This window comes from Achromobacter spanius (genome assembly GCF_002966795.1).
GTDB classification, from domain to species: Bacteria; Pseudomonadota; Gammaproteobacteria; order Burkholderiales; family Burkholderiaceae_B; genus Achromobacter; species Achromobacter spanius_D.
Map to the genome: position 1 here is coordinate 3972199 of NZ_CP023270.1, position 24779 is coordinate 3996977.

Annotated in this window: 25 protein-coding genes and 1 pseudogene; 13 read left to right on the forward strand and 13 right to left on the reverse strand. The window is 67.4% G+C overall.

Annotated features, from left to right (window positions below):
* The first annotated feature begins 82 nt into the window (after nt 1–82).
* The 5 genes from CLM73_RS17870 to CLM73_RS17890 all read left to right on the forward strand — a co-directional run bounded on the left by CLM73_RS17870 (nt 83) and on the right by CLM73_RS17890 (nt 5413).
* On the forward strand, nt 83–1351 hold the full coding sequence (locus CLM73_RS17870) for a carboxylesterase/lipase family protein (RefSeq protein WP_105239568.1): 1269 nt from the start codon (nt 83–85) through the stop codon (nt 1349–1351).
* 71 nt (nt 1352–1422) lie between these two features.
* Nucleotides 1423–2370, forward strand: a complete 948-nt coding sequence (locus tag CLM73_RS17875) for a Bug family tripartite tricarboxylate transporter substrate binding protein (protein ID WP_105239569.1) — start codon at nt 1423–1425, stop codon at nt 2368–2370.
* A gap of 130 nt (nt 2371–2500) precedes the next feature.
* Nucleotides 2501–3478 (forward strand): Bug family tripartite tricarboxylate transporter substrate binding protein, encoded by a 978-nt coding sequence (locus tag CLM73_RS17880; protein ID WP_105239570.1) that lies wholly within the window; start codon nt 2501–2503, stop codon nt 3476–3478.
* Nucleotides 3475–4446 (forward strand): BMP family ABC transporter substrate-binding protein, encoded by a 972-nt coding sequence (locus CLM73_RS17885; protein WP_105239571.1) that lies wholly within the window; start codon nt 3475–3477, stop codon nt 4444–4446. The genes CLM73_RS17880 and CLM73_RS17885 overlap by 4 nt, the downstream gene beginning before the upstream one ends.
* Nucleotides 4447–4609: 163 nt before the next feature.
* Nucleotides 4610–5413: an aspartate dehydrogenase gene (locus tag CLM73_RS17890; protein ID WP_105239572.1), complete on the forward strand. Its 804-nt coding sequence runs from the start codon at nt 4610–4612 to the stop codon at nt 5411–5413.
* 147 nt (nt 5414–5560) lie between these two features.
* Here CLM73_RS17890 and CLM73_RS17895 read toward each other — a convergent pair whose 3' ends face one another.
* On the reverse strand, nt 5561–7396 hold the full coding sequence (locus CLM73_RS17895) for an ABC transporter ATP-binding protein/permease (protein ID WP_105239573.1): 1836 nt from the start codon (nt 7394–7396) through the stop codon (nt 5561–5563).
* A 133-nt stretch (nt 7397–7529) separates the two neighbouring features.
* Entirely contained in the window at nt 7530–8417 is an 888-nt protein-coding gene (locus CLM73_RS17900; RefSeq protein WP_056562924.1) for a LysR family transcriptional regulator, read from the reverse strand.
* 133 nt (nt 8418–8550) lie between these two features.
* Here CLM73_RS17900 and CLM73_RS17905 point away from each other — a divergent pair, with 133 nt between their 5' ends.
* The 5 genes from CLM73_RS17905 to CLM73_RS17925 all read left to right on the forward strand — a co-directional run bounded on the left by CLM73_RS17905 (nt 8551) and on the right by CLM73_RS17925 (nt 11661).
* Entirely contained in the window at nt 8551–9387 is an 837-nt protein-coding gene (locus tag CLM73_RS17905; protein WP_105239574.1) for an amidohydrolase family protein, read from the forward strand.
* Nucleotides 9384–10373: a tripartite tricarboxylate transporter substrate binding protein gene (locus CLM73_RS17910; protein WP_105239575.1), complete on the forward strand. Its 990-nt coding sequence runs from the start codon at nt 9384–9386 to the stop codon at nt 10371–10373. Before CLM73_RS17905 ends, CLM73_RS17910 begins: the two co-directional genes overlap by 4 nt.
* 165 nt (nt 10374–10538) lie before the next feature.
* Nucleotides 10539–10922, forward strand: a complete 384-nt coding sequence (locus CLM73_RS17915) for an RNA-binding S4 domain-containing protein (RefSeq protein WP_056562937.1) — start codon at nt 10539–10541, stop codon at nt 10920–10922.
* Nucleotides 10922–11284 carry a translation initiation factor Sui1 gene (locus CLM73_RS17920; RefSeq protein ID WP_105239576.1) on the forward strand — a complete coding sequence of 121 codons (363 nt, stop codon included), beginning with the start codon at nt 10922–10924 and terminating at the stop codon, nt 11282–11284. Before CLM73_RS17915 ends, CLM73_RS17920 begins: the two co-directional genes overlap by 1 nt.
* A gap of 26 nt (nt 11285–11310) precedes the next feature.
* Nucleotides 11311–11661: a DOPA 4,5-dioxygenase family protein gene (locus CLM73_RS17925; protein ID WP_105239577.1), complete on the forward strand. Its 351-nt coding sequence runs from the start codon at nt 11311–11313 to the stop codon at nt 11659–11661.
* 4 nt (nt 11662–11665) lie between these two features.
* Here the strand turns inward: CLM73_RS17925 and ppk2 are convergent, their stop codons facing one another.
* Entirely contained in the window at nt 11666–12874 is a 1209-nt protein-coding gene (gene ppk2, locus CLM73_RS17930) for a polyphosphate kinase 2 (protein WP_105239578.1), read from the reverse strand.
* 141 nt (nt 12875–13015) lie between these two features.
* On the opposite strand from ppk2, the gene CLM73_RS17935 reads away from it, so the two are divergent.
* Nucleotides 13016–13501, forward strand: coding sequence for a hypothetical protein (locus CLM73_RS17935; protein ID WP_105239579.1), 486 nt, complete (start codon nt 13016–13018; stop codon nt 13499–13501).
* On the opposite strand, the gene CLM73_RS17940 is transcribed toward CLM73_RS17935, so the two are convergent.
* A complete protein-coding gene (locus CLM73_RS17940; protein ID WP_105239580.1) occupies nt 13476–14666 on the reverse strand; it encodes a trans-sulfuration enzyme family protein in 1191 nt (396 codons plus the stop codon). The genes CLM73_RS17935 and CLM73_RS17940 overlap by 26 nt on opposite strands.
* 140 nt (nt 14667–14806) lie before the next feature.
* Between CLM73_RS17940 and CLM73_RS17945 the strand changes: the two genes are divergently transcribed.
* The gene (locus CLM73_RS17945) at nt 14807–15829 is read left to right on the forward strand and encodes a hypothetical protein (protein ID WP_105239581.1); all 1023 of its coding nucleotides are present in this window, start codon (nt 14807–14809) and stop codon (nt 15827–15829) included.
* 33 nt (nt 15830–15862) lie between these two features.
* Here CLM73_RS17945 and CLM73_RS17950 read toward each other — a convergent pair whose 3' ends face one another.
* From CLM73_RS17950 to CLM73_RS17965, 4 genes are all read right to left on the reverse strand, one after another.
* Entirely contained in the window at nt 15863–16519 is a 657-nt protein-coding gene (locus CLM73_RS17950; protein WP_105239582.1) for a methionine ABC transporter permease, read from the reverse strand.
* Nucleotides 16500–17603, reverse strand: a complete 1104-nt coding sequence (locus CLM73_RS17955; protein ID WP_105239583.1) for a methionine ABC transporter ATP-binding protein — start codon at nt 17601–17603, stop codon at nt 16500–16502. The genes CLM73_RS17950 and CLM73_RS17955 overlap by 20 nt, the downstream gene beginning before the upstream one ends.
* Before the next feature lie 6 nt (nt 17604–17609).
* Entirely contained in the window at nt 17610–18371 is a 762-nt protein-coding gene (locus CLM73_RS17960; RefSeq protein WP_234015914.1) for a MetQ/NlpA family ABC transporter substrate-binding protein, read from the reverse strand.
* A 299-nt stretch (nt 18372–18670) separates the two neighbouring features.
* Nucleotides 18671–19096, reverse strand: a complete 426-nt coding sequence (locus CLM73_RS17965) for a CopD family protein (RefSeq protein ID WP_234015667.1) — start codon at nt 19094–19096, stop codon at nt 18671–18673.
* 172 nt (nt 19097–19268) lie between these two features.
* On the opposite strand from CLM73_RS17965, the gene CLM73_RS29420 reads away from it, so the two are divergent.
* Nucleotides 19269–19637 (forward strand): hypothetical protein, encoded by a 369-nt coding sequence (locus CLM73_RS29420; RefSeq protein ID WP_418904956.1) that lies wholly within the window; start codon nt 19269–19271, stop codon nt 19635–19637.
* On the opposite strand, the pseudogene CLM73_RS29425 reads toward CLM73_RS29420, so the two are convergent.
* The 5 genes and pseudogenes from CLM73_RS29425 to CLM73_RS17990 form a co-directional block, all read right to left on the reverse strand.
* Nucleotides 19624–20082: pseudogene (locus CLM73_RS29425) on the reverse strand (DUF2242 domain-containing protein); the annotation flags it as partial. The gene CLM73_RS29420 and the pseudogene CLM73_RS29425 overlap by 14 nt on opposite strands.
* 207 nt (nt 20083–20289) lie before the next feature.
* Nucleotides 20290–21480, reverse strand: a complete 1191-nt coding sequence (blaAMZ, locus tag CLM73_RS17975) for an AMZ family class C beta-lactamase (protein ID WP_105239587.1) — start codon at nt 21478–21480, stop codon at nt 20290–20292.
* A 155-nt stretch (nt 21481–21635) separates the two neighbouring features.
* Complete coding sequence (locus CLM73_RS17980; protein WP_105239588.1) at nt 21636–22952, reverse strand: metal-dependent hydrolase family protein; 1317 nt, start codon at nt 22950–22952, stop codon at nt 21636–21638.
* Between the two features lie 116 nt (nt 22953–23068).
* The gene (locus tag CLM73_RS17985; protein WP_105239589.1) at nt 23069–23854 is read right to left on the reverse strand and encodes an alpha/beta fold hydrolase; all 786 of its coding nucleotides are present in this window, start codon (nt 23852–23854) and stop codon (nt 23069–23071) included.
* Nucleotides 23851–24729, reverse strand: coding sequence for a fumarylacetoacetate hydrolase family protein (locus CLM73_RS17990; protein WP_105241594.1), 879 nt, complete (start codon nt 24727–24729; stop codon nt 23851–23853). The genes CLM73_RS17985 and CLM73_RS17990 overlap by 4 nt, the downstream gene beginning before the upstream one ends.
* Nucleotides 24730–24779 lie beyond the last annotated feature (50 nt).

Below are 24779 nucleotides of genomic sequence, written 5' to 3' on the forward strand. Positions count from 1 at the left end.
GGCACTTTCCTCCCTACCATTAGTCCGGCGGCAGCGCAGATTGCCGCCGCTGGACAATGAACAACGATACAAGGGGCAGGATATGAGTGAACGCGTGAAGGCGGCGCTGCGCACTGGCACGCTGGTTGGCGTGCGCGACGGCGGCGTGTGCCGCTATGGCGCCATTCCGTATGCGCAGGCGCCCGTGGGCGAACTGCGCTTTGCACCGCCGCAACCGGCGGACATTCGCGGCGAATTCGACGCCACGGGCACCGGCCCCGTCCCGCCGCAATTACCCTCGCGCCTGCGCGGCGCCATGGGCGACTTCGACGCCGAACAATCCGAAGACTGCCTGCACCTGACGGTATGGACGCCGGCGGCAGACGGCAAGCGCCGTCCCGTGGTCGTCTGGCAGCACGGCGGCGCATGGCAAAGCGGCGGCGGTGCGCTGGACTGGTACGACGGCGCGCGGCTTGCACAACGGGGCGATGTGGTCGTCGTGGCGGTCAATTACCGGCTGGCGGCGCTGGGCTGGCTGTACGTGCCGGGTCAAACGGCCAACGTCGGCCTGCTGGACCAGGAGCTGGCGATCGACTGGGTGCTTGCCAACATCCAGGACCTGGGCGGCGATCCCACGCGTATCACCGTGATGGGACAGTCGGCGGGCGCCTCGTCGATCTGCGCGATGCTGACGCGCCAGCCGCGCTTTTCACGCGCCATCCTGCAAAGCGCCGCGCTGGGCCGGGGTTTTCGCAGCGCGCAGCAGGCCGACGCGCTCGGACAGGTCTATCTGCGCGCGGCGGGGGCCGATTCGCTTTCGGCGGCACGCGAGCTGCCGGTGTCCGCGCTGCTGGCGGCTCAGCAGGCGCCCGAGGTCGTGCAGGCGCTAAGGGCCGAAGGCAGCAGCCGCAGCCTGTTCTCGCCCGTGCTGGACGGCCAGGTGCTGCCGCACGAGATCGCACCCGCGCTCTTGACCGCCGCGGGCCGCGCGGATGTGCTGGTCTGCTACACGCGCGACGAGATGGCCGCTTTTCCGGACCATGGCACGGACGCCGCCAGCCAGGAAATGGGCGACGCCGTGTTCGGCGCGCCCTCCCGGCTGTGGGCCCGGCAGGCCGTGGCGCAGGGCCGCGATGCCTGGCTGGCGCGCTTTGACGTCGCGCCCTCAGACCGTTTCGGCGCCTGCCACTGCATCGAACTGCCGTTTGTGTTCGATACGCTGCAGGCCTTTGACGATGCCCCGATGCTGGCCGGCCTGCCCGCCGCGCAGGGCGAGCAACTGGCGCGTCAGACCCAGGCCGCATGGCTGGCGTTCATCCGGGGCGACGCGCCGGATTGGCCGCAGGCCCCGCACATGCAGATCCTGGCCTGAGCCCGCAACGCCACACGGAGGCGCCGGCCTTGCCGCCGCGCCCCGCACACCAACGACACAAGGGGAATTCCATGTTCAAGCAAACCGCTCTTGCGCTGGCGCTCGCGCTGCCATTCGCCGCCACCGCCGCCTATCCCGACAAGCCGGTCAAGATCATCGTGTCCAATCCGCCCGGCGGTCCGGTCGACGTCATGCTGCGCGTCCTGGCCAGCAAGCTGGGCGCGGCCTGGGGTCAGCCCGTGGTCGTCGAAAACAAGCCTGGCGCCTCGGGCATCATCAGCACGGGCGCGCTGGTCAAGTCGGCGCCCGACGGCTACACGCTCGGCATGGTCGTCGCGTCGTCCGTAACCATCGTGCCGTTTGCGGTGGATAGCCTGCCGTTCGATACGCAGAAAGACCTGCAGCCCATTTCGCTGGTGGCGCGCACGCCGTTCATCTTCATCGTGCCCAAGGACAGCCCGCTCAAGACCTGGGAAGACTTCGTACGCGAAAGCAAGACGCGAAACCTGAGCGTGGGTTCGTTCTCGATCGGCACCGCGTTTCATCTGGTCTGGGAACAGACGGCGCGGCGCGCGGGTATCAAGGCGCTGTACGTGCCGTCGTCCTCGTCGGGCAAGACGCAGAACGACCTGATCGGCGGACAGCTCGACGTGGGCCTGGACGCGCCGTCCAGCTCCAAGGGCCTGATCGACAGCGGACGGCTGCGTGCGCTGGCCATCACCAGTCCGCAACGCTTTGGCGGTCTGCCCGACACGCCCACGTTGAAGGAGTCGGGACTGGATTACGCGCCGCAGCCATGGATTGGCCTGATGGGACCGGCGGGCATCCCGAAGGAGCGCGTCGCGCAGATCCAGAAGGCGGTGACCGACATCCTGAAGGACCCGGCCATGAAGGCGCAGATGGAAACGCTGGGCATGATTCCAATTGGCAGCTCGCCCGAGGAACTGGCGGCAACCATCGAGGCCGACCGCGCCGAGATGGGACCGCTGATCAAGGAGCTGGGCATCAAGCTGCAGTAGCGCCGGCAGATATCGCGTCGGATGCCAGGGCGGCATAAGCAAACGGCTACAAATTCTTTGTCAGCCGCCGCCTCGCTTCTTACAGTGTGCGCCTTTGCCGCCATGCGGCCGCACGATAGAAGCTTTCGCCATGCCGATCTCCCGACGCAAATTCCTGCTTGCCAGCACCCTGGCGCTGCCGCTGGCGCGGCCACGCCTGGCGCGCGCGTCCGACTGGCCCGCGCGTCCCATCCGCCTTGTCGTCACGTTTCCGCCCGGCGGCGCCAGCGACATCGCCGCGCGCCTCATTGCGCCCGTGCTGGCCGAGCGGCTGGGCCAGTCCATCGTCATCGAGAACAAGCCGGGCGCGGGTTCGACCATTGGCGCAAGCCTCGTGGCGCAGTCGCCCGCCGACGGCTACACGCTGCTCATGTCGAACTCGGCGCCCCTGTCGATCTCGCCGGCGCTGATGCCGCAAGGCGGGTACGACGCGCTGACAAGCTTTCGCCACATCGCCTATCTGGGCGCGGTGCCCACGGTGTTCGTCGTGCACCCGTCCGTGCCGGTGTCCAGCCTTGCCGAGCTGACGGCCTGGATCAAGGCGCAGGACCAGCCGGTGCAATACGGCAGCGGCGGTCTGGCGTCGGTGGGGCAGATCGTGGGCGAACTCTATTCGCGGCAGACGGGCGCGCCGCTGCAGCACATTCCGTACAAGGGCTCGGGCGCCATGCGCAACGACCTGCTGGGCGGACAGATCCGGATGGCGGTCGACGCCCTGCCGCAGAATCTGCCCTTCCTGCGTTCGGGGCAACTGCGCCTGTTGGCCGTCACCACGCAGCAGCGCGTGCCGCAGGCCCCAGACATCGCTTCGGTGGGCGAACTGGGGTATCCGGGTCTAATCGCGGAAAACTTCATCGGGCTCTCCGCCCCTGCGGGCCTGCCCGACGCGGTGGCGGCACGGCTGCATGCGGAAATCGGATTCGTGCTGGGCAATCCAGACATCCGCGCCAAGCTCGAAGGCCAAGGCTTCGTGCTGGCGCAGAAGACGCCGGCGGAATTCACCGATTTCGTGCGCCGTCAGGCCGACAGCTGGGGGCCAGTGGTGCGCGCGACGGGAGCCAGCCTGTGAGCGCGCGCCGTCTGCTCGTGCTGTTCGGCTTTCCCGGCCGGGGCGGCTTCAACGAGGCCGCGCTGCAGGGCGCCGAGCGCGCAGGGCGTGCGGGCCATGCGCTGCACGCGGAGTGGGTCGCCGCCACCGACCCGGCCGCGCGCGCCGAACGCCTTGCGCAGTTGTGCAACGGCAATCCGGACCTGGTAATCGTGCACGGCGGCCAGGGCGATGCGCCGGTGGCAGAGGTTGCACCGCATTTTCCGCGTACGCAGTTCGCGATCACACAGGGCAGCCATACGGCCGCCAATGTCGCGAGCTACGAAATTCTGCAGGAGCATTCCGCGTTTCTTGCGGGGATTTTGGCCGGCTTGCGCGCGCAGGGAGATGGGACGGTTGGCCGCCCCGCGGGTGACATCGGCAACATCGGGCTCAGCGTTGGCGCCCGCGCGGCGCACCTCTCCGGCGAGCGCGTTCGGCCCGGCCTGAAGGGCCGCGCCGCGTTTGCCGACGGCGTGCGCCGCGTGACGGGCCGGGATCCGCTGACCGGGTTCTGCGGCAATCAGCACGACCCGGACCTGGGCGAGGCCTGGACGCGTGCGCTCGCCGCGCAGCGCGCCCGCGTGCTGTTCGCGATGATGGATGGCGGCCGGGACGGCGTCACGCGTGCCTGCCGCGAGGCCGGCATCTGGCAGATCGGCAATGTGCTGGATTGGGTGGCCCGCGATCCGGAGGTCTATCTGGCATCGGCGTTGGCGGACTCCGGGCTGTGCGTGGAACGCGCGGCGGCGGACCATGCGGCAGGCGCGCTGGCCGTCGGGCGCATCACGCGCTTCGGCCTGGAGGCCGAAGCCTCATTGCGGCTGGTGCTGGGCGCGGACGTCACCGCGTACGAGCGGCGCGAACTGGACGCGTGGTCCGGGCGCCTGGCGTCCGGCGAGATCGAGATTGCCGGCCACTACGACGGCGAGGAATTCGCGCTGTCGTAGATGCCGTCGCCATGCATCACCGCGCGCCCGTGCCTTGCGGGCATCCCGCATTGACGCGTCGCCACGCCGTGGCTACAGTGGCCGGCAGTCTTGCGGCACGCCCACTGCGCCGCATTCCCGAACCGCCTGCGGTCCCGCCGTTGGCCCAACACACCGGATACCCATGAACAGCTTCCGCGTCGGCATCGCCGGCTTCGGCGCCATCGGCCAGGCCGTGGCGCAATCCCTGGATGCGGGCCTGCCCGGCCTGACGCTCGCCGCCGTCGCGGTGCGCGATCCCAACGCCCCGCCCGCCTTCGGCTGGAAGAACGGCGCGCCCACGTTCACCACCATTGACGGCCTTGCCGACCACTGCGACGTGGTCGTTGAATGCGCGCCCGCTGCCGTGTTCCGCGACATCGCCGAACCCGTGCTGCGCGCCGGCAAGAAGATGGTGGTGCTCAGTTCCGGCGCGCTGCTGCGCCACGAAGATCTGATCGGCATCGCCGGCCAGCACGGCGGCCAGGTCATCGTGCCGTCGGGCGCCATCCTGGGCCTGGACGCCATCACCGCCGCCGCGGAAGGCGTCATCCATTCCGTCACGATGATCACCCGCAAGCCGGTGCGCGGCCTGCTCGGTGCGCCCTACCTGACCGAGAACAACATCGACATCGAAGGCATCACCGAACCGCGCCTGATCTTCCGCGGCTCGCCGCGCGAGGCCGCCGTCGGTTTTCCTGCCAACCTCAACGTGGCCGTCAGCGTGTCGCTGGCAGGCATCGGCCCGGACCGCACCACCCTGGAAATCTGGGCGGATCCCTCGCTCGAACGCAACGTGCACCGCGTCGAGGTTGTGTCCGATTCCGCCTCGTTCTCGGTGGAAATCCAGAACATTCCGTCCGCCAATCCCAAGACCGGACGCATCACCGCGCAAAGCGTGATCGCCGCGTTGCGCAAGCTGACCGGACCGCTGCGCGTGGGCACCTGATTTTCGGCAAGACGCATAAAAGGCCGCTGCTTGCGGCCTTTTTTTGCGTCTTTGTTTGGACCGGTGTCTGACACCCTTGCGGCGCTTTATCTGCTTGACGGTCACTTCTGACGGGTGTCAGACACCTCTCATATTTCGCGCAAGCCTTTATGCTGCCGCCCTGCGCAACGCCTCGCCGTGACGCGACGCCGGCATCGGGCCGACCTTCCAGCGGCCCGTGCCATCCAGATCCAGCCGCTGCGTATGGAAAGCATCCAGCGTGCTGCGATGTCCCACGCTGACCAGCATGCTGTCCGGCAACGCGTCGCGCAGCAGGCTGTACAGCATGTGCTCCAGCCCTTCGTCCGTCGCCGACGTTGCCTCGTCCAGAAACACCAGCGCCGGCCGGTTGTACAGCACGCGCGCAAACGCGATGCGCTGCTGTTCGCCCAGCGACAAGACGCGCGACCAGTCGTGCACCTCGTCGAGGCGGCTGGCCAGATGCCCCAGATTCACCTGCCTGAGCGCGTCGGCCAGGCGCGCGTCGTCCGCCGGCTGCGCCGGTCCCGGATACGCCACCGCGCCGCGCAGATCGCCCAGCGGCAGATAAGGCCGCTGCGACAGGAACAATGCGGCGTCGCCCTGCGGCCGCCGCACCGCGCCGCTGGCATACGGCCACAGGCCCGCCAGCGCGCGCAGCAAGGTGGTCTTGCCGCTACCCGACGGGCCCTTGATCAGCAGGGCCTGACCGGGATGCAGGCGCAGGTTCAGGTTGTCCAGGAGACGTGCGCCGTCGGGGCGCGACACGTCCAGGCCTTCGATCTGCAGGCCGTCCGGCAGCGCTTGCGTCTGCACTTGCGGCAGCGCACGCGCGGCCTCGTTGGCATCCAGGAATCCGTTCAGCCGGTCGAGCGTGGCGCGGTACTGCGCGAACGTGTCGTACGAACTGCGAAAGAACGACAGCGATTCCTGCACCTGCCCGAACGCCTGCGAGGTCTGCATGACGTCGCCCAGTTTGATCGCGCCGCTGAAGAAACGCGGCGCCTGCAGGATGAACGGAAACACCACCGCGATCTGGCTGACCGACAGGTTGAAGCCGTCGAACTTCAAGCCCCGGTACACGCGCTGCCAGAGATTGGCGATGTACGACGTGAAGCGGGTCAACAAGGTCGCGCGCTCGACTTCCTCGCCCTGGTAGAACGCGACGTTCTCGGCGTTCTCGCGCAGGCGCACCAGCGCATACCGGAAGTTGGCGGTCAGTCTCTCGGACAGGAAATTCAGCTTGATCAGCGGGCGGCCGATCTTGAAGGCCAGCCACGTGGCCACGATGACGTACAGATACACGACGAACACCATGGCGCGCGGGATTTCAACGCCGCCCAGCGTCAACGGACCGGACAGCCCCCACAGGATCGACGTGAAGGCCACCAGCGACACGATCGCGCTCAACGCGCCGATGGCGAGCGTGCGCGAGCCCGTCACGAACTGCGCGATGTCCTGCTCGATCCGCTGGTCGGGGTTGTCGACGGGTTCAGCCAGGAAGTGTCCGCGATAGTAGGCGCCCGCGCCCAGCCAGTCGCGCGTCAGCCGATCGTTCAGCCAGACGCGCCAATGGATGTCGAAGGCCTGGCCCACATAGCTGTCGGCCAGGCTGCGCACCACATGCACGGTGGCCAGCACGGCGAAGATGCCCAGGAAGTGCCAGAAGACGGCCTGATCCAGCGCCTGCAGAGCGCTGTAAAAGCCGTTGTACCAGAACGAAAACAGCACGGTCATGCGCACCGCGAACATCGCCAGGAACAGCAGCAGCGCCAGCGTCAGCATGGGACGCCAACTGCGCCGGGGCGTGAGATACGGCCAGGCCAGACGCCAGAATTTGCGGCCCCAGACGGTGGTGCGGGTCAGTACGAGCGTGACAAGCGCCAGCGCGACGGCGGAGATGCCGAACGCGCGCGCGAGCCACAAGGCGCTTTCCGCAAGTTGCTGCTGCCAATTCAGATCCATGAGCCCGGAACCTCGCGATGACGTTCCTGGTTAGACGGCGGGATCCGCCGCAGTTCCGGCAAAAATGACGCCTTAAGCGTCGCTTAAGTCTGTTTGAAGGATGTTGAAGGGACGTTGAAAGGGGATCGCCGCTTTATTCAGACCCGAGATCCAGGTTGGCGAACAGATCCGCCAGCGTGGGCACGCTACGCGCCGGCCAGATCGCGCTCAAGTCGAAACTGGGCAGCCGTTCTCCATCGCGTACTTCGCAAAAGCGCACACCCCGAAATCCCATGGACCGGATCCAGCTGGGCAGCAAGGCCACGCCGCAGCCCCCGGCCACGCACGACAGCACCGTCAGCGTAAGGCTTGCCTCCTGGTTCACGTGCGCATCGTGGCCGCCCTTGCGCATGGCGTCCAGGATGTCCGCATAAAATGCCGGCAACTGCGCCTGCGGGTACATCACCAGGCCCGCCTGCGCGATCTGCGCCATCGATACCTTGCCGTCGGCCTCGACCTCGAATTCGTCGGGCACGGCCGCCACCAGCCGGTCGCGCAGCAGCTGGCGTTCGCGCATGCGGCCGCCCACGGCGACGGGCGTGTGCATCAGACCGATGTCGATCTCTCCGGTCTGCAAGGCCTCGGCCTGTTGGGCGTTGCTCATTTCGCGCAGGATGATGCGCACGCCGGGCGCCTGCTTGCGCATCTGGCGCAGCGCGCGGGGCAAGGTGTCAAAGAGCGCCGAAGACACCAGCCCGACCGTCAACTGCCCCGCGCTGCCACGTCCGATTTCCCGGGCACGGCGGGCTGCCGCATCAATGCGCGCGACGCTGGCGCGCACGTCTTCCAGGATGGCCTGAGCGGCGGGCGTGGGCGTCGTGCCCTGCCGCGACCGCTCGAACAGCCGCACGCCCAGGTCTTTCTCCATGCGCGTCAACGCCTGGCTCAGCGCCGGCTGCGCGATGCCCAGCCAGTCCGAGGCGCGGCTGACGCTGCCGTGGTCCACCACCGCCAGGAAGTACCGCAGATGCCTGGTTTCCATATCGTTCCAATATATTTAAAGCGCCTTTCCAGAATGGAAAACTATACCCCGACTTCCTAGAATCCCGACTTACAGAACATTACATAGCGCGTCGCCGTTCCGAGAGAGCGGCGCGCCGCATGAGGAGACTGATTTGCCCTCGCCGATCCCAGGCGCCGCCGTCGACAGCCACGCCCACGTGTTTCACCAAGGCCTCGCCTTGGCCAACACGCGCCGCCACACGCCGGACTACGACGCCACGCTGGCCGAATACCTGGGCCTGCTGGACGCGCACGGCATGAGCCACGGCGTCCTGGTGCAGCCAAGTTTCCTGGGCACGGACAACAGCCACCTGGTCGAGGCGCTGCGCGCTGCCCCTGCCCGCCTGCGCGGCGTGGCCGTGGTGGCGCAGGATGCCGCCGAATCCGAATTGCAAGTCCTGGCCGACGCCGGCGTGGTCGGCATCCGTCTGAACCTTTTCGGCCTGGATACGCCCGATCTGCGGACGCCGGCGTGGCAGGCCCTGCTGGCCCGCGTCAATGCGCTGGGTTGGCATGTGGAAGTGCACCTGCAGGCCGCGCGCCTGGATGGCGTGTTGCCGGCCTTGCTGGCGGCCGGCTGCCGCATCGTAGTCGATCATTTTGGCCGCCCGGATCCCGCGCTCGGCGTCCTGGACGCAGGCTTCCAATACTTGCTGCGCCAGGCGGACAGCGGCCGCGTCTGGGTCAAGCTGGCCGCGCCGTACCGCAACTGGGCCGCCCCGGCCTGCGCCGCCTCCGGCCGACTGGCCACGCAGCAACTGCTGGACGCCTACACCCCCGAACGCCTGATGTGGGGCAGCGACTGGCCCCACACCGAACATCGCCACCTGGCGTCCTATCCCGCCGCGACGCAGTGGCTGGACGCCTGGATCGACGACCCCGCCCAACGGCGCACCGTGCTTGCCGACACGCCGTTGCGGCTATTCCAATTCCAAGGAGACGCTCCATGACCCCTCTGTTCAAACGCCTGGCGCGCCGTGGCGCGCTGTTCGCCGCCGCCGGCCTGCTGGCTGGCGCCGCAGGCGCCGCGCACGCCGCCTACCCCGAACGCGCCGTCACGCTGGTCGTGACCTACCCGCCCGGCGGCACCGTGGACGTGGTTGCCCGCCTGATCGGCCCGAAGCTCGCGGCTGAACTCGGCCAGCCCGTCGTCATCGAAAACCGCGGCGGCGCCGGCGGCATGATCGGCGGCGCGGTCGTCGCCAAGGCCAAGCCCGACGGCTACACGCTGATGCTGGACGCCTCCAACCACGCGCAAAACCCCGCGCTGCACAGCAAGATGCAGTTCGACACGCTGTCGGCCTTCGCGCCCGTGTCGCTGCTGCTGCGCGTGCCCAACGTGCTGGTCGTCACGCCGTCGTATGAAGTGAAGTCGGTCGGCGACCTGATCAAGCTCGGCCAGCCCGGCGCCAAGGAGCCCGTGTATTTCGCGTCGGCCGGTCCCGGTTCCGCCCAGCACCTGGCGGGTGAACTGTTCAACCTGCTGGCCAAGACGCAACTGCAGCACGTCGCGTACAAGGGCGGCGGCCCGGCGATGATCGACGTGATGTCGGGCCAGGTCCCGGTCATGTTCGCAAGCATGGGCTCGGCCTGGCAGCACGTGAAGAACGGCAAGCTGCGCGCCGTGGCCGTCGGCGGCCTGGAACGCTCCAAGACCGCGCCCGAACTGCCCACCATCGCCGAGTCGGGCGTGCCGGGCTACGAAACCTACGAATGGAACGCCGTGTTCGCCCCGGCCGGCACCCCGCCCGCAATTGTCGAGCAGGTGTCGCAGGCGCTGGCCAAGGTGCTGAAGGATCCCACGATCGCCGAACAGCTTGCCGGCATCGGCGCCGAGCCCATCGGCTCCACGCCCGCCGAATTGGACACGTTCCGCCGCGCCGAGATCGAGAAGTGGCAGCGCGTCGTGAAGGAAGCAGGATTGAAGCTGGATTGAGTACTGCCGGGCCCGACGGCCCGGACACCGCGTAGCCGGTTTGCGGCGCTCTTCGGGGCGCCGCTTTTTTTTGACTTGCGCATGGCGACGCGCCGGCCGGCATGCCCGGCCACCGGGCGGCGCTATCATGACGCCTTGACCAGCTTTACCGCAGGAACCCGCAGGATGGACAAGATCCGGCTCGACAAATGGCTATGGGCCGCGCGCTTCTACAAGACGCGCAGCCTGGCTTCGGAAGAAATCGGCAAGGGCCGCGTGTTCGTCAACGGACAGCCCGCCAAACCCGCGCGCGAAGTCGGCGCGGGCGACGTCATCACGGTCCGCAAGGAAGACCCCGCCGTGCAGGTGCGAGTCGTCGCCGTCAGCGGCGTGCGCGGGCCCGCGCCGGTCGCGCGCCAACTTTACGAAGAGACGCCCGAAAGCGTGGCCGCCCGCGAGCGCGCCGCCGAAATGCGCCGCCTCGCACCGGAGCCGGCGCTGGGTATCGAAGCGGGCCGGCCAACGAAGCGTGACCGGCGTCTCATCGACCAGATGCGGGGCAAATCCTGATGAAGCGCGCCGCAACGGGCGGCCTGGTCTATTCCACCGAAACCGGCCGCATGTGCCCGCAGTGCCGTCAGCCGGTCGCGCAATGCCAATGCAAGGCGGCGGCCGGAAAAGCCCCGGCAGGTGACGGCGTGGCGCGAGTCTCGCGCGAAACCAAGGGCCGCGGCGGCAAGAGCGTGACGCTGGTGCGCGGGCTGGCGCTGGCGCCCGACGCATTGAACGCGCTGGGCAAGCAGCTGCGGACCGCGTGCGGTTCGGGCGGCACCTTCAAGGACGGCGTGATCGAGGTGCAGGGCGACCACTGCGACCGCATCCTCGAGGCGTTGACGAAACAGGGCCACCGCGCCAAGCGCGCGGGCGGCTGAACCGAATCAGGTATCAGGACAGAACGATGGAAATTTCCGTGACCGACGTCGCAAGCTGGCATGCCCATGTGTACTTCGACGCGGCAAGCCGCGACACCGCGTTCGCCCTGCGCGAACGGATCGTCGCGACGTTTGACGGCAAGATGGAAATGGGGCGATTCCATGAGCGCCCCGTGGGTCCGCATCCGCAATGGAGCTACCAGATTGCCTTCGGCCCGGAACATCTGGCCGAGATCGCCACGTGGCTTACGCTGAACCACGGCGCGCTGGATGTATTCATGCACCCGAACACCGGCCATTCGCTGCGCGACCATCGCGATTGCGCGGTGTGGATCGGGCGCAGCCATGTGTTGAACCTGGCTGCGCTGGGCGGCTGACGGCCTACAGCGCGCGGCCCACGATCAGCGCATCCATCGCCATCTGCGGGTCGTCGCTCTTGCCCTCGTACGGCAGGCGGCTCAACACGTAGCGCATGGCGTTCAGGCGGGCGCGCTTCTTGCAGTCGGACTTGACCACGATCCACGGCGCATCGGCGGTGTCGGTGTGGGCAAACATGGCTTCCTTGGCGCGCGTGTAGTCGTCCCACTTGTCCAGCGATGCCAGGTCCACCGGGCTCAGCTTCCATTGCTTGAGCGGATGCACCTTGCGTTGCTGGAAGCGGCTGCGCTGCTCTTCCTGGCTGACCGAGAACCAGAGCTTGATCAGCGTGATGCCGCTGCTGACCAGATGGCGCTCGAAATCGGGCGTCTGGCGCAGGAACGCCAGATATTCGTCCTGCGAGCAAAAACCCATCACGCGTTCGACGCCGGCACGGTTGTACCAGGAGCGATCGAACATGACGATTTCGCCGGCGGTTGGCAGGTGCTGCACGTAGCGCTGGAAGTACCACTGGCCCTTTTCGGTGTCGGACGGCTTTTCCAGCGCGACCACGCGCGCGCCGCGCGGATTCAGGTGTTCCATCATGCGCTTGATCGTGCCGCCCTTGCCCGCGGCGTCGCGCCCCTCGAACAGGATCACCACGCGCTGCCCGGTGGCCTTGACCCACGCCTGCAGCTTCAGCAGTTCGACCTGCAGCTTGTACTTCTGCTTTTCGTAATTGCGCCGCAGCATGCGGTGGCGATACGGATAGACGCCCTCGCGCCAATCGCCCGCCAGTTCGTCGTCGGGATTGCGCCGCACGCCGGGCGTCTGCCGGTTGGCGTCGAGCAGCGCGCGGTGCACGGCTTGCGCATCGTCGGGCGACAGCGCATCGATGACGGTGCGCAGGGCCTCGTGGGCCTCGCCCGGGTTGCCCACCGTGTAGCGGCTGGCGATATCGGCCAGCACCGCCGCGGTCTCCTGCCGCGCCGCGTCCTGCCGCGCCGCCACGCGCTTGCGCAATTCAAGGGCCGGCTCAACGGCGGGGCCGATGCCCGCGCCTGCAACCCCGGCCGGCGTCGCTTCACCCTTGACTACACCCTTCACGGCGCGCTTGGCGGGCGCGCGGCGGGCGCTGGCCATGCGCTTGGCGGCGCCCTGGCCGCTGGCGGACCGCTTGGCGGGTGCCGCCGGGGCGTCTTGATCGGGGGCTTGGGATGTCTTGTCGGTCATTGGTCCTGTCCTTGCTGCGCAAACATCAACCCTAACGGTTGCCAGGGCGCGCGGAATTGATCACGATCAATGGTTGTAACATTTTTTCACGAATCCGGCCCCATTACACTGCACGTCCCTCATCCCCTCATTCGCGACGCCATGTGGTCACGCATCAAGCGATGGTTTGCCGGACCGCCGGCAGCCGAAGATCCGCTGCAGGAAGTCGTGCGCTTCGATGACGCTGGCCTGACGCGGTCAGGAGAGCTGGCGCGCGCGATGGGGCTGCAGCAGTTCTGGCCCTGGCACGACATTCACGAATTCGGATTCGCGTTCACCCAGGCGATCTATCCGGACCCCTGGTTTGGCGACTACATGGAAAGCCTGTGGTTCGTTCGCGTGGCCAACGAAGACGGCGGGCTGATGCGGATGGAGTTCGACGAGCGTGTGCTGGACATCGGCAACTTGCCCCCCGCCCTGCTACGCAACATGCCGGGACTGGACATGGACGTGCTGCGGGCGGGTCTGGCGACCGCAGCGCGCGGGCTGCGCCATTACGAGGGCGAAGGCGAATGGGTGGCGTGGCGGCGCGACGATGTCCAACCACCCGCCACGCCGCCAGCTACACCCGATCCAGACCCTGCTTGAGATCCGCCAGAATGTCCTCGGGCGTTTCCAGCCCGACCGACAGCCGCAGCAGGCCTTCGGACAGGCCATAGCGCTCGCGATCCTCGGCCGAGTAGCTGGCATGCGTCATCGACGCCGGATGCTGGATCAGCGTCTCGGGATCGCCCAGGCTGACGGCGATGCGCGCCAGCTTCAGGCTATTCAAGAGCGTCTTGCCGGCCACCAGACCGCCTTTCAGCTCGAAAGCCACCAGGCCGCCGCCCGCCGCCTGCTGGCGCTGCGCAATGTCGGCCCCCGCCGTGCCAGCCAGGCCCGGATAGAACACGTCGGCCACCGCCGGATGCTCGCGCAGCAACTTGGCCACCCTCAGCGCGGATTCGCTATGGCGCTGCACGCGCAGCTCCAGCGTCTTGATCCCGCGCAGCACAAGAAAGGCCGTGAACGGCGACAGCGTCGCGCCCGTGAAATACCGCAGACCTTGCAGCCGGATGGCGTCGATGTGCTGCTTGCGGCCCAGCACGGCGCCCGCCAGCAGGTCGCCGTGCCCGCCCAGGTATTTGGTGGCCGAATGCAGCACGATGTCCGCGCCGTGCTCCAGCGGGCGCTGCAACACCGGCGTGGCGAAGGTGTTGTCGACGATGGTCAGCAGCCCCTTGCCGCGCGCGATGGCCGAGATGGCCGCAATGTCCACGAGGCGCAGGTTCGGATTGGCGGGGGTCTCGAAATACACCGCCCGGGTCTTGGGACCGATGGCAGCGGCCACGGACTGCGGCTGCGTGAAATCCGCGAACACGGCGCGCACGCCGAATCGGGACAGCCCCTGGGTGAACAGCGTGAAGGCCGTGCCGTAGACGATCTGGTCGACCACGATCTCGTCCCCGCTTTGCAACAGCGAGAAAAGGGTGGCCGAGATGGCCGCCATGCCCGACGCCGTCACCACGCCGGCCTCGGCGCCTTCCAGCGACGCCAGCCGCTCTTCCAGCAGCGCCTGCGTCGGATTGCGCGTGCGGCCATAGACGTAGCCTTGGGCTTCGCCGAGCCGGATCCGGTCGAAGGCCTCGATGCTGTCCTGCGTATAGGTGGACGTCAGATACAACGGCGGCGACAGCGCGCCCTGTTCTTCCAAGGGGTCATAGCCCAGGTGGATGGCGCGGGTCGCAAAGCCCTGCTGCGCGGGGTCGGTCATGGTGGTCACTCCTGTCATGGGTGGGTGCAGGGGCGCATCGCGCCTGCCTGGAAATCGGTAATTGCCGCCGGCCCGCGGCATTGACGAGGCCGAAGCGAGTCTTTACAGTCAAACGCCGTATCCCCGTTTTCGTGCGCGACATGAACGACCCGCAAGCGCCCGCCACGGCCGCCGGCCCGGCGGTTCCCCCCGCGCCACCGCCCCAACCCGGCTGGCTGCTCAAGGCCGCCACCTGTCTGGTCTATTCCGCGATGTTGGCGTGGGCGGTCTACAGCAGCCGGCCCGCCACCATGCTGGACGTCGCCAAGCTGGCCTTGGGTGGGGCCATTCTTCTGGGCCTCGTGCTGTTTGTCGTCCTGGGTCTTTTTTCGATCGGGAAACGCTTTCGCACGCCGCGCAACCGCTTGCGCATCATGCTGGGCGCGGGGGTGTGCCTGCTGGCCGCCGTGGCCGGGCCGCTTACCGAGCGCAACCACGACAACCGCCAGCGCGACATCGCCAACACCGAAATCCGCAAGGCCATCGACGCGCTGCGCCTGCAGGCCGGCGGCGGCAGCGGCGCGCCCGAAGACGTGCCCGCCATCGACCCCTCGCCCAAGGCCACCGGTCCGTACGGCGAAATGGAACGGGCCATGAAGACCATCGCGGGCGAACGGCTGGCGCAGCATCGCGCCTACCTGCAGGAACTCAAGGAGATCGGCCTGCCCAAGCTGTTCGACGCCCGGCGCCTGGCGCGCGACTCGGGCCTGATCGAAAGCCGCCTGATCCTGGAACAGGCCGAACAGCTCGTGCCGGGCTACCGCGAACAAAGCATGGACGTGTTGAACGCAATGCCGGCGCTGGTGCGCTCGCTGACCATCGCCGAACCGGAAAAGGACAAGATCCTGAAGGCGCTGCAGGACTCGCGCGCGGCCAGCGAAGAAAAACTGGCGCGCGTCTGGGACCTGGAAACGCAAATCCTGCACGAGTTCGGGCTGATGATCACGCTGCTCGATGACAACCGGCAGTTCTGGTACGCGGACCGCGACGAGCTGATGTTCGGCCGCGACGCCGACCTGGCGCGCTTTCATCAGCACCAGGACGCCGTCAACCGCCTGGCCGGCGAGCAGGAGCAGCTGGCGACGCAATCTCTGGCGGCCATGCCGCAGGCGCCATTGCGCTGAGCCGGATGATCTTTCGCGCGCGGCTCGCATCGTTCACCGCTTGTGGTCGGCGCGGCGCGACAGCCACTCGCCGGTGAATTGCACGATCGACACCAGCGCGATCAGGATGACGATCACCTCAAACATCACCCGGGTTTCGTAACGCTCGTAGCCGTAACGGATCGCCAGGTCGCCCAGGCCGCCCGCCCCCACCGCGCCGGCCATCGCAGACGCGTTGATCATGGCGATGACGCTGACCGTCATGCCGCCGATGATGCCAGGCAGAGCCTCGGGCAGCAGCACGTGGCGCACGATGTGCCAGCGCCGGCAGCCCATGGCGCGCGCCGCCTCGACCAGACCGTGGTCCACGTCGTTCAGACTGACCTGCGCAATGCGCGCAAAGAATGGAATCAGGTTCGCCGACAGCGGCACGATGGCCGCCCAGGTGCCCAGCGTCGTGCCCACCAGAAAGCGGGTAAACGGCAGCATCGCGACCAGCAGGATGATGAACGGGATGGCGCGGAACGTGTTCACCGTGATCGACAGCGCCTTGTTGAAACGCGGACGCGGGTAGAGATTGCCTGGCGCGGTGACGGTCAGCACCACGGCCAGCGCCAGGCCGGTCGCGATGGCAATGGCGGCGGAAATGCTCACCATCGTCAGGGTCTGCAGAAACGCCTGCAGGTACTTGTCAAGCATCGGTAGCGACATAACCCAGCACCTTGATCTGATCGGCCACCAGCACGGCACGCGCGGCCTCTTCCTGTAAAGCATGCGCGGGCACCGACACCAGCAGACTGCCCTGCGCATGGCCGCGCAGCCGGTCCAGCCCGCCATGCAGCAGCGTCGCGCCCGGCCCCATCGCGGCCAGCGCCTGCAGCGACACGCCATCTGGCCGGCCTTGTCCGGTGAAGCGCAGGCGCAGCACGGCGACGCCGGGGCGCCCTTGCAGGTCCGGCACCAGCCGGGCCGCCAGGTCCGCGGGCAGGTCGTGTTGCAGCGGCCGCAGCAGCGCGCGCGTGGCATCCGCCTGCGGGTTGCCGAACACGCGCCACACCTCGCCCAGCTCGACGTTGCGGCCGCCGTCCAGCACGAGCACGTTGTGGCAGACCTCGCGGATCACGGCCATGTCGTGCGTGATCAGCACGACGGTCAGGCCCAGCTTGCGGTTGATGTCCAGCAGCAGGCCCAGAATCGACTGTGTGGTCTCGGGGTCCAGCGCGGAGGTCGCCTCGTCGCACAGCAGGATCTCCGGCTCGTGGACCAGCGCGCGCGCGATGCCCACGCGCTGCTTCTGGCCGCCGGACAGCTTGGCCGGATATACGTCGGCCTTGTCCCGCAGGCCCACCATGTCCAATAGCGCGTCCACCCGCGCCCGCGCGGCGGTGGGCTTTACGCCTGCCACGCGCAGCGGCAGCGCGACGTTCTCGGCCACCGTCTTGGCGGACAGCAAATTGAAGTGCTGGAAGATCATGCCGATCCGGCGGCGCAGGCCGACGAGCGCATCCTCGTCCAGGCAGCCCACGTCCACGCCGTCCACGCGCACGCGGCCGGCGCTGGGGCGTTCCAGCATGTTGATCGAGCGCAGCAGCGTCGACTTGCCCGCGCCGCTGCGGCCGATGATGCCGAACACCTCGCCGCGCGCAATCGAGAACGACACATCCGACAGCGCCGCGACGGGGCCCGCGGGCCCTTGATACCGCTTCTGCAGGCCTTCGAACACGATGTGCGCGTCGCGCGCCGGCGATTGCGCTGCGCCGGCCGCGTCCGCGGCCAGGGAAAGTTCGCGTTGCATCTTGGCTTAGAAGACCGGAATCACCGAGCCTTCGAACTTGGTCAGGATGAACTGGCGCACTTCTTCGGAGTGATACGCCTTGACCAGCGCGGGCACCCACGGCGCGTCCTTGTCCTTCTCGCGCACGACGATGATGTTCACGTAGGGGTTGTTCTCTTTTTTCTCGACCGCGATGCCGTCGCGCGTGGCGATCAGTCCGGCCTGGTAAGCAAAGCTGTTGACGATGGCGGCGGTGTCCACGTCAGGCAGCGAGCGCGCCAGCACGACCGATGCGCTTTCCACGAAGTTGAGCTTCTTGGGATTGGACGTCACGTCGGCCAGCGTGGCGGTGCCGGTGGCCGGATCGAACCCGTCCTTCAGCGTGATCAGGCCCTGGTCGCGCAGGATGACCAGCGCGCGCGTCTGGTTGCTGGGGTCATTGGGAATGCCCACCTTCGCGCCATCCGGCAATTCCTTGAGCGACTTGTATTTCTTGGAATAGAACGCGATGGGCGAGATCAGGGTGTTGGCGACGGGCACCAGCTTGTAGCCGCGCTGCTTGATCTGATCGTTCAGGAAGGGAATGTGCTGGAAGGCATTGGCCTCCAGGTCGCCGTTGTTCAGCGCCTCGTTCGGGCTGGCGGTGCCGGTGATGACGACGGGCTCGACGGCCAGGCCGTTTTTCTTGGCCACCTGCGTCACCACTTCCCAGATCTGCTCGTCCACCCCGCCGCGCACGCCGACCTTGAGCGGCTTCGGGTCTGCCGAGAACGCCGGGCCATGGAACATCGCGGCCGAGGCCAGCACGGTGCCCAAGACGCGCTTGAACAGCGGCTTCCATGCCATGCGCGATTGCCGCGCGCCGTGGGAAACGCCTGCATCCGCGGAAGCCCCGGCGGCAAGAATACGCATAGTCATGATGGAATCGCCTCTAAGTCAACGCAGTTATGAGAGAGACGATTCTAGGGACGGGACTTATGCGCGCGAACGAATAGTTGGTTGAGTCGTTATTACGGGGTTTTTTGGATATGGCGCGTTGGCATATGGCGCGCCGGACAGGTGCCGGACGCGCAGTCCGGCGTGGCCGTTCAGAACGGTTTGACCACGACCAGCGTCACGATGGCTGTCGCCGTCAACACGACATAGGGCGCCTGCAGATCGATCAAGAGCGGACGCTTGCCGCTGCCGCCGGCCATGCGCCGCAGCGATGCGCTTTGCATGCCGAGCAACCCCGACAGGCTCAGCGCAAAGGCCAGCTTGATCCAGATCCAGTTCATCGCGAACCACCCGAACGTCACGGCCAGATGCAGGCCGATGAGCCAGGTGATGACCATGGCGGGCGTGGTGACAAAGAGCGTCCAGCGGCGCAGTGCGTGAAGCATCTTGCGTTCCTTCGGCGCGTCTTCGCCGTCCTGCGGCTGCGAGGTCAGAAGGAACAGGGCAACGAAGAGCGAGCCGCAAAGCCACGCCACGGCGGCCGCGACGTGGGCCATCTTGAGGAGTTGGTATGTCATGGGCGGCATTATCGCCGCTCGCGGCAGACCGGCACGGCGCCTCGACGCGGGCAGTTTGCGCTACGGCAAACTGCGCGGACGTCGATGCGCCGGGGGGTAAAGCGTCAGTTGCCGGACGGCGGCGCTGCGGGCGTGGCAGGCGGCTCTGCGGCAGGCGACCCTGCGGCGGGCGATCCTGCGGCAGGCGACCCTGCGGCGGGCGACCCTGCGGCAGGCGCCTTATCCGCGGCCGCTCCGGCAGCAGGCGCTCCCGCAGCGGGCGCTCCCGACGCCGGCGTACTTGCCGGCGCCCCATTGGCCCCCGGCGCCGGCTTGTCGCCGCCGGCCTCAGCCGGATTCAGCGTATCCGCCGGCGCGTTCGGCGCCACCACCGGGTCGGCCGGCGCGGGTGCGGGCGCGGGCTTGGGCGCGGCGCCCTTTGTCCGCACGGGCGGTTCCGGCGGCTTGGCGGCCGCCTGTGCGTCCGGCAGGAACCGCTGCAACAGCTGGAAGAACCCGTCATAGAACTTGGGCCGCGTCACCGTCTGGCTGGCGGTCTTGACCAGCGAGTCGTCACTGCCGCCAAAAGGCATCGACACCTGCCCCAGCACGCTGACCCCCACGCTGGCGGAGTTGCCGGTGCGCTTGATCGAATAGCGGTCCTGCACGGCGTTCGCAAACACGGTTGTGCGGTCGCTCGCACTGCCGTCCGACGCGCACTCGATGTTGAAGCTGATCTGCGTGTGCTGCCCGTCCTCGCCCTCGAAGTTCTTGTGGCCGGTGACGCGCGACGGCTCGAACTTGTCGATGAGATAGCCCTGGCTGAGCAAGGCCCGCCGGCCCGCGTCGCACGCGGCGCTGCTGGCCGCCGGCACACTGCGCGAATAGGTATCCGTTTGCGCGAAGTCTTCGCGCTCGTAGACGGGCTTGGGGGAAGAACATCCGGCCAGGACGGCCGTCAGGGTGGCAAACAACGGAAAAACGAAGCGGCGGGTGACGCGAGGCATGAGAGGTCCGGCATGGGGCGACGACCTGCATTATCGGGCAAGAAAACCGTTTACTTATTGGGGACGGGCCAAGCCGGAGATATGTTGAAACAGGTTCGATCACCCAGGGACGACCGCCACCGACGATCCCCCTGCAAACCCATGGGCGCAGTCTTCATAGCCCGCGTCGTAATTCGTATCGAATTCGGCGGGGCATCAGACCGGGTATCAACGCGCGGCGCGGGCCGGCGCCGGCTGCTTGTCCACCGCGCCGAGAATCTCCGCCGCCAACCGCACGCGCGCTACGTTCGGATAATTGCGGTTGGCCAGGATGACGATGCCCAGCTTGCGCGCGGGCACGAACGCCACGTAGGCGCCAAACCCATTGGTCGATCCCGTCTTGTTGATCCAGGTCTCGCCCTGCGGCGCCAAAGGCGGCTGCAGCGCCTGGGCGGGATGGCTCTGGCTGTTCAGCGTGCCGGCGTTGGCCGTCAGCAGCGTGTCCAGCGCCACCGGATACGGAAACTGTTCCCACGCCATGTCTTGCGTCATCCCGCCCACCTGGTAATAGCCCACGTGGGTATCCGCGAGGGCGCGGCGGATGTCCTTATCCAGCACGTCCATGTCCATGCCGGCTTCGACGAAGCGCAGCATGTCGCGCGCGCTGGATTTGACGCCATAGGCCTCGGCCGCCAGCACACCGGGATTCACGCGCACCGGCGCGCCCTGCTTGTTGTAGCCCTGCGCATAGCGCGACGCCTTGGACGCGGGCACGTCGATGTACGTGCTGGACAGGCCCAACTTCGGAAACAGGTCCTTCTCCATCGCCTGCGCAAACGGCTGCTTCAGGCTCGCGGCGGCCACAACGCCCAGCATGCCGATGCTGGGATTGGCATACGAGCGATACGTGCCGGGCGCGTGTTCGGGCTTCCATGCTTTCAGGTATTGCATCAACTGCGCGTTGTCGCGCACGTCGTCGGGCACCTGCAACGGAAAGCCGCCCGTGGTGTGCGTGCCAAGGTTCACCAGCGTCAGCTTGGCGAACTCGGTCCCGGCAAGCTCAGGCACGAACCGCGCCGGACTATCCGTCAGCGTCAACTGGCCCTTGGCCTGCGCATAGGTGGCAAGCGTCGCGGTGAAGGTCTTGCTGATCGACCCCAGCTCGAAGAGCGTATCCCTATTGACCGCGCGCCGCGTTTCCAGCGATTCGACGCCGTAGGTATAGAAACGCTGGCGGCCCTGATGCGTGACGGCGATCACCATGCCCGCGATGTCGTGCTGCCGCATGACCGCGCGGGCCGCCTCGTTCACGACGCTGTCGATGTAGGGCAATTCAGAGCGGCCGAGGGCGGGACCAGACACGGCGGCAAAAAGGCCGGCGCAAAGCAGGCCGGCGCAGAAGCGTCTACGGGTGTTCATGCAACGTTCTCAGGGAGGGGGGACGGACAAGCCGGCGGGACGGGCGGCGCGGCGATGCCGAATCGTACCGCGACGCGCGTCCGAGCTGGCATCTTTTCCCTCGCTGCCGTAGCCTCAGCGCCTGCCTCCGGCGCACCTTCACCCTGCGGCGCGCTTCAGGCCAAGACCGGTTCCGCACGCAGTGGTTGCGCGGCGTTCACCTGCCCCGTCCCCTCCTGCACCGTGCCGCACGTGTCCTTGCAGACTTCCCCGTCCTTCATGACCAGAACGATCCGGTCCGGGTCGACCAGCAGCGCCAGGTCGTTCAGCGGATTGCCGTCCACCATGACCACGTCGGCCAGATACCCGGGACGCAGCATCCCCAGTTCGTCAGGCCGCTGCATGATCTGCCCGCCCAGCCGCGTGGCCGCGACCAGCGCCTCGACGGGAGTCATGCCGATGTAGTCCACGAAGTACTGGAGGTCGTTGGCGTTCGTGCCATGCGGCATCCACGCGAATCCATAATCACCGCCCGGCAGGATGCGTATGCCGCGCTTGTGCATCTTGCGCAGGCTTTCCGCGGCGATTTCCAGCTCGCGTTTGTAGCCCATGCTTTCGGCTATGGCGGGGGTGATGCCGTAGTCGGACGCATGGTACGCGGTGCGGACCAGCCAGCCGATGCCCGGCGCCACAAAATGTTTGTCCTTGTTGGCTTCCAGCATGTCCAGCGCTTCCTCGTCCGCGAAGCTGGCGTGATACACCATCTCGATGCCGTGGCGCACGCACTGCTTGACCGATTCGCTGGAACGCGCGTGGGCTGCGATCCGCTTGCCGTACCGCTTGGCTTCCGAAGCCAGCATGGCGATTTCGTCTTCCGCAAAGGGCGACATCTCGGCCGGCAGGCCCGCGATGTATTCGCCGGACAAATTGATCTTCAGGTGGTCGACGCCGTACTTGATGAACGTGCGGGCCGAGCGGCGGATTTCCTCCGGACCGCTGCAGACGCTGCCAAAGCTCAGTTCCTCGAAGTGCATGTGCGGCAGCGTGTTGTCGCCCAGCGCGCCGATGGTCGTGATCTCCTGGCTGCCGGCCAGGTAGCGCGGGCCCGGGCACTCGCCGGCGTTGATCGCATTGCGCAGCACCACGTCCAGCCGCGGCTTGGCCGCCGCCGCGCCGATGGCAGACGTCCACCCCATTTCCAGATAGCGCTTGGCCACGCGGACACACCACAGGATGTGCTCCTCGGGCGGCATGAACTGGATGGCCGCCAGCGTGGGCTGGTCGTTCCACGAGAAATGCGTGTGCGCCTCGGTCATTCCCGGCATCAGGAACTTCCCTCTGCCGTCGATGACGCGCGCGCCGTCCCGGTTGATCCGTTCGGGCAGGCGCGCCACCTCGGCGATGCGGCCGCCTTCGATCAGCAACTCTCCGTCAAAGACGTCGTCGCCGCTTCCGTCAAAGATGACGACATTGGTAATTGCGATTTTGGACATGCGTAGTCTCCTCCTGGCCCGCGGGGGGCCGGAATATTTTTATGGAACGTGTTGATGCGGGATGTGCTGCGAATGCCGGGCCGCCGATCGCGTGCCCTCAGGCGATCAGGCGAGTCTTATCGGGCCAGGCCCGCATGAAACGCCTGGAACGCTTCGATGCAAGCGTCTGGCTGCTCAAACGTGGTCCAGTGCCCGCAGTCCGGGACGATGGTGCAGCGGCTGTTCGGGATGCGTCCCGCCATGACCTGCACGTTCGCCGGCGGCGCAACGCCGTCTTCGTCGCCCGTCACCAGCAACACCGGCACGCCAAGGCGTTCAAGATCGGCGGACTTCGCGGCGGCCAGCGCTTCGCAGCTTTGCGCATAGCCTTCCGGCGGCTGCCGCATCACGCTCTCCCGGACCAGCGCCAGCACCGCCGGTTGTTCCGCCTTGGTGCGGCGGCTGGTGGCGCCCTTGACGATGGCATCGGCGATCTCCTGCATGGCGGGCGCGCCCTGCCGCGCCAGCGCCGCGCGCGCCCGGATGCCCGGCCGCCCCCCCTCCGGTGGCTCGGCCAGCGGTCCGAATAGCGCCAACGACCGAACCCGGGACGGTTCCTTCAGCGCCAGATGCTGCGCAACGATGGTCCCCAATGAATGCGCCGCCACGTGCACCGCGCCGCAGTCCAGTGCTTTCAGCATCGAGACCAGCGCGTCGACATAGCCCGCGATGGACAGCTCGCCATCCGGCAAAGGCGACCTGGCGCTGCCGGGCAGATCCGGGCGGATGACGCGATACCCCGTCAAGGCGCCCATCAGCGGCGTCCAGGTGTTGGACGAGCCGCCCAGCCCGTGAATGCACAGCAATACGGGGCCGTCGCCGTCGATTTCCACCGACAGGCCGTTGATCGATGTTGTCGTCATGCCGCCTCCCCCACGAATTCGTTCTCGATGCTGCCCAGCCCCTCGACCTCCACGCGCACCACGTCGCCGGCCGCCAGATACCGGGGCGGCGTCATGCCCATGCCCACGCCTGCCGGCGTGCCGGTGGCGATCACGTCGCCCGGGTAGAGCGTGATGCCGCGCGAGATCGTTTCGATCAAGGTCGGGATGTCGAAGATCATGTTCTCCGTGGGACCTTCCTGCCGGAGTTCGCCGTTGACCCAGCAGCGCACGCGCGTCCTTGTCCCATCGAACGCATCCGCCGTGACGATCCACGGCCCCATCGGACAGAAGGTATCGAACGACTTGCCCATGTCCCACTGCTGATGCCGCATCTGCACGTCGCGGGCGGTGACATCGTTGATGACGGTGTAGCCGAAGACGTGCTCCATGGCCGCGCCGCGCGCGATGTTCTTGCCTGTCTTGCCGATGACCACGCCAAGCTCGGCCTCGTAGTCGATCTGCGTGGACACGCCGACCGGCAACAGGACCTGCGCGTGCGGACCCACCACGCATTCCGGAACCTTGGTAAAGACGATGGGCCAGGATTCCGGATTGGCGTCGTTGTCCTTGAAGACGGACGCGGACAACTCTTTCGCATGCGCGTGGTAGTTGCGCCCCACGCACCACACATTGCGCCGCGGCCGGGGCAGCGGCGCCCGCAGGACAACGTCGGACAGGCGCAGCGGCGTCAAGGTTTCGGGAATCGGGCGGCCCGCCGCCATAAGCTCAATCAAGGCCTGCGCGCCGAGCTGCCTGCCTGCGTCATCAAGCGCCAGGGGCGCGATCGACAGGCCATCGTCCGACACCAGGCCGACGCCGGCCTCTCCATTTATCAAGTAACTTGCAATGCGCACCGCGGTCTCCTTCGTGCTTCTGAAAATCGGCGAGCGGTTCATGCCTCGCC

Bases quoted from the DNA above. Each gene is read 5' to 3' on its own strand.
- CLM73_RS17950 (WP_105239582.1), bottom strand. From the start codon at position 16,519: ATGTCGCTACCGATGCTTGACAAGTACCTGCAGGCGTTTCTGCAGACC.
- CLM73_RS17900 (WP_056562924.1), bottom strand. From the start codon at position 8,417: ATGGAAACCAGGCATCTGCGGTACTTCCTGGCGGTGGTGGACCACGGC.
- CLM73_RS17945 (WP_105239581.1), top strand. From the start codon at position 14,807: ATGAACGACCCGCAAGCGCCCGCCACGGCCGCCGGCCCGGCGGTTCCC.
- ppk2 (WP_105239578.1), bottom strand. From the start codon at position 12,874: ATGACCGACAAGACATCCCAAGCCCCCGATCAAGACGCCCCGGCGGCA.
- CLM73_RS17870 (WP_105239568.1), top strand. From the start codon at position 83: ATGAGTGAACGCGTGAAGGCGGCGCTGCGCACTGGCACGCTGGTTGGC.
- CLM73_RS17960 (WP_234015914.1), bottom strand. From the start codon at position 18,371: ATGTTCCATGGCCCGGCGTTCTCGGCAGACCCGAAGCCGCTCAAGGTC.
- CLM73_RS17915 (WP_056562937.1), top strand. From the start codon at position 10,539: ATGGACAAGATCCGGCTCGACAAATGGCTATGGGCCGCGCGCTTCTAC.
- CLM73_RS17895 (WP_105239573.1), bottom strand. From the start codon at position 7,396: ATGGATCTGAATTGGCAGCAGCAACTTGCGGAAAGCGCCTTGTGGCTC.
- CLM73_RS17880 (WP_105239570.1), top strand. From the start codon at position 2,501: ATGCCGATCTCCCGACGCAAATTCCTGCTTGCCAGCACCCTGGCGCTG.
- blaAMZ (WP_105239587.1), bottom strand. From the start codon at position 21,480: ATGAACACCCGTAGACGCTTCTGCGCCGGCCTGCTTTGCGCCGGCCTT.
- CLM73_RS17875 (WP_105239569.1), top strand. From the start codon at position 1,423: ATGTTCAAGCAAACCGCTCTTGCGCTGGCGCTCGCGCTGCCATTCGCC.
- CLM73_RS17965 (WP_234015667.1), bottom strand. From the start codon at position 19,096: ATGACATACCAACTCCTCAAGATGGCCCACGTCGCGGCCGCCGTGGCG.
- CLM73_RS17890 (WP_105239572.1), top strand. From the start codon at position 4,610: ATGAACAGCTTCCGCGTCGGCATCGCCGGCTTCGGCGCCATCGGCCAG.
- CLM73_RS17955 (WP_105239583.1), bottom strand. From the start codon at position 17,603: ATGCAACGCGAACTTTCCCTGGCCGCGGACGCGGCCGGCGCAGCGCAA.
- CLM73_RS17985 (WP_105239589.1), bottom strand. From the start codon at position 23,854: ATGACGACAACATCGATCAACGGCCTGTCGGTGGAAATCGACGGCGAC.
- CLM73_RS17935 (WP_105239579.1), top strand. From the start codon at position 13,016: ATGTGGTCACGCATCAAGCGATGGTTTGCCGGACCGCCGGCAGCCGAA.
- CLM73_RS17925 (WP_105239577.1), top strand. From the start codon at position 11,311: ATGGAAATTTCCGTGACCGACGTCGCAAGCTGGCATGCCCATGTGTAC.
- CLM73_RS17980 (WP_105239588.1), bottom strand. From the start codon at position 22,952: ATGTCCAAAATCGCAATTACCAATGTCGTCATCTTTGACGGAAGCGGC.
- CLM73_RS17910 (WP_105239575.1), top strand. From the start codon at position 9,384: ATGACCCCTCTGTTCAAACGCCTGGCGCGCCGTGGCGCGCTGTTCGCC.
- CLM73_RS17920 (WP_105239576.1), top strand. From the start codon at position 10,922: ATGAAGCGCGCCGCAACGGGCGGCCTGGTCTATTCCACCGAAACCGGC.
- CLM73_RS17940 (WP_105239580.1), bottom strand. From the start codon at position 14,666: ATGACCGACCCCGCGCAGCAGGGCTTTGCGACCCGCGCCATCCACCTG.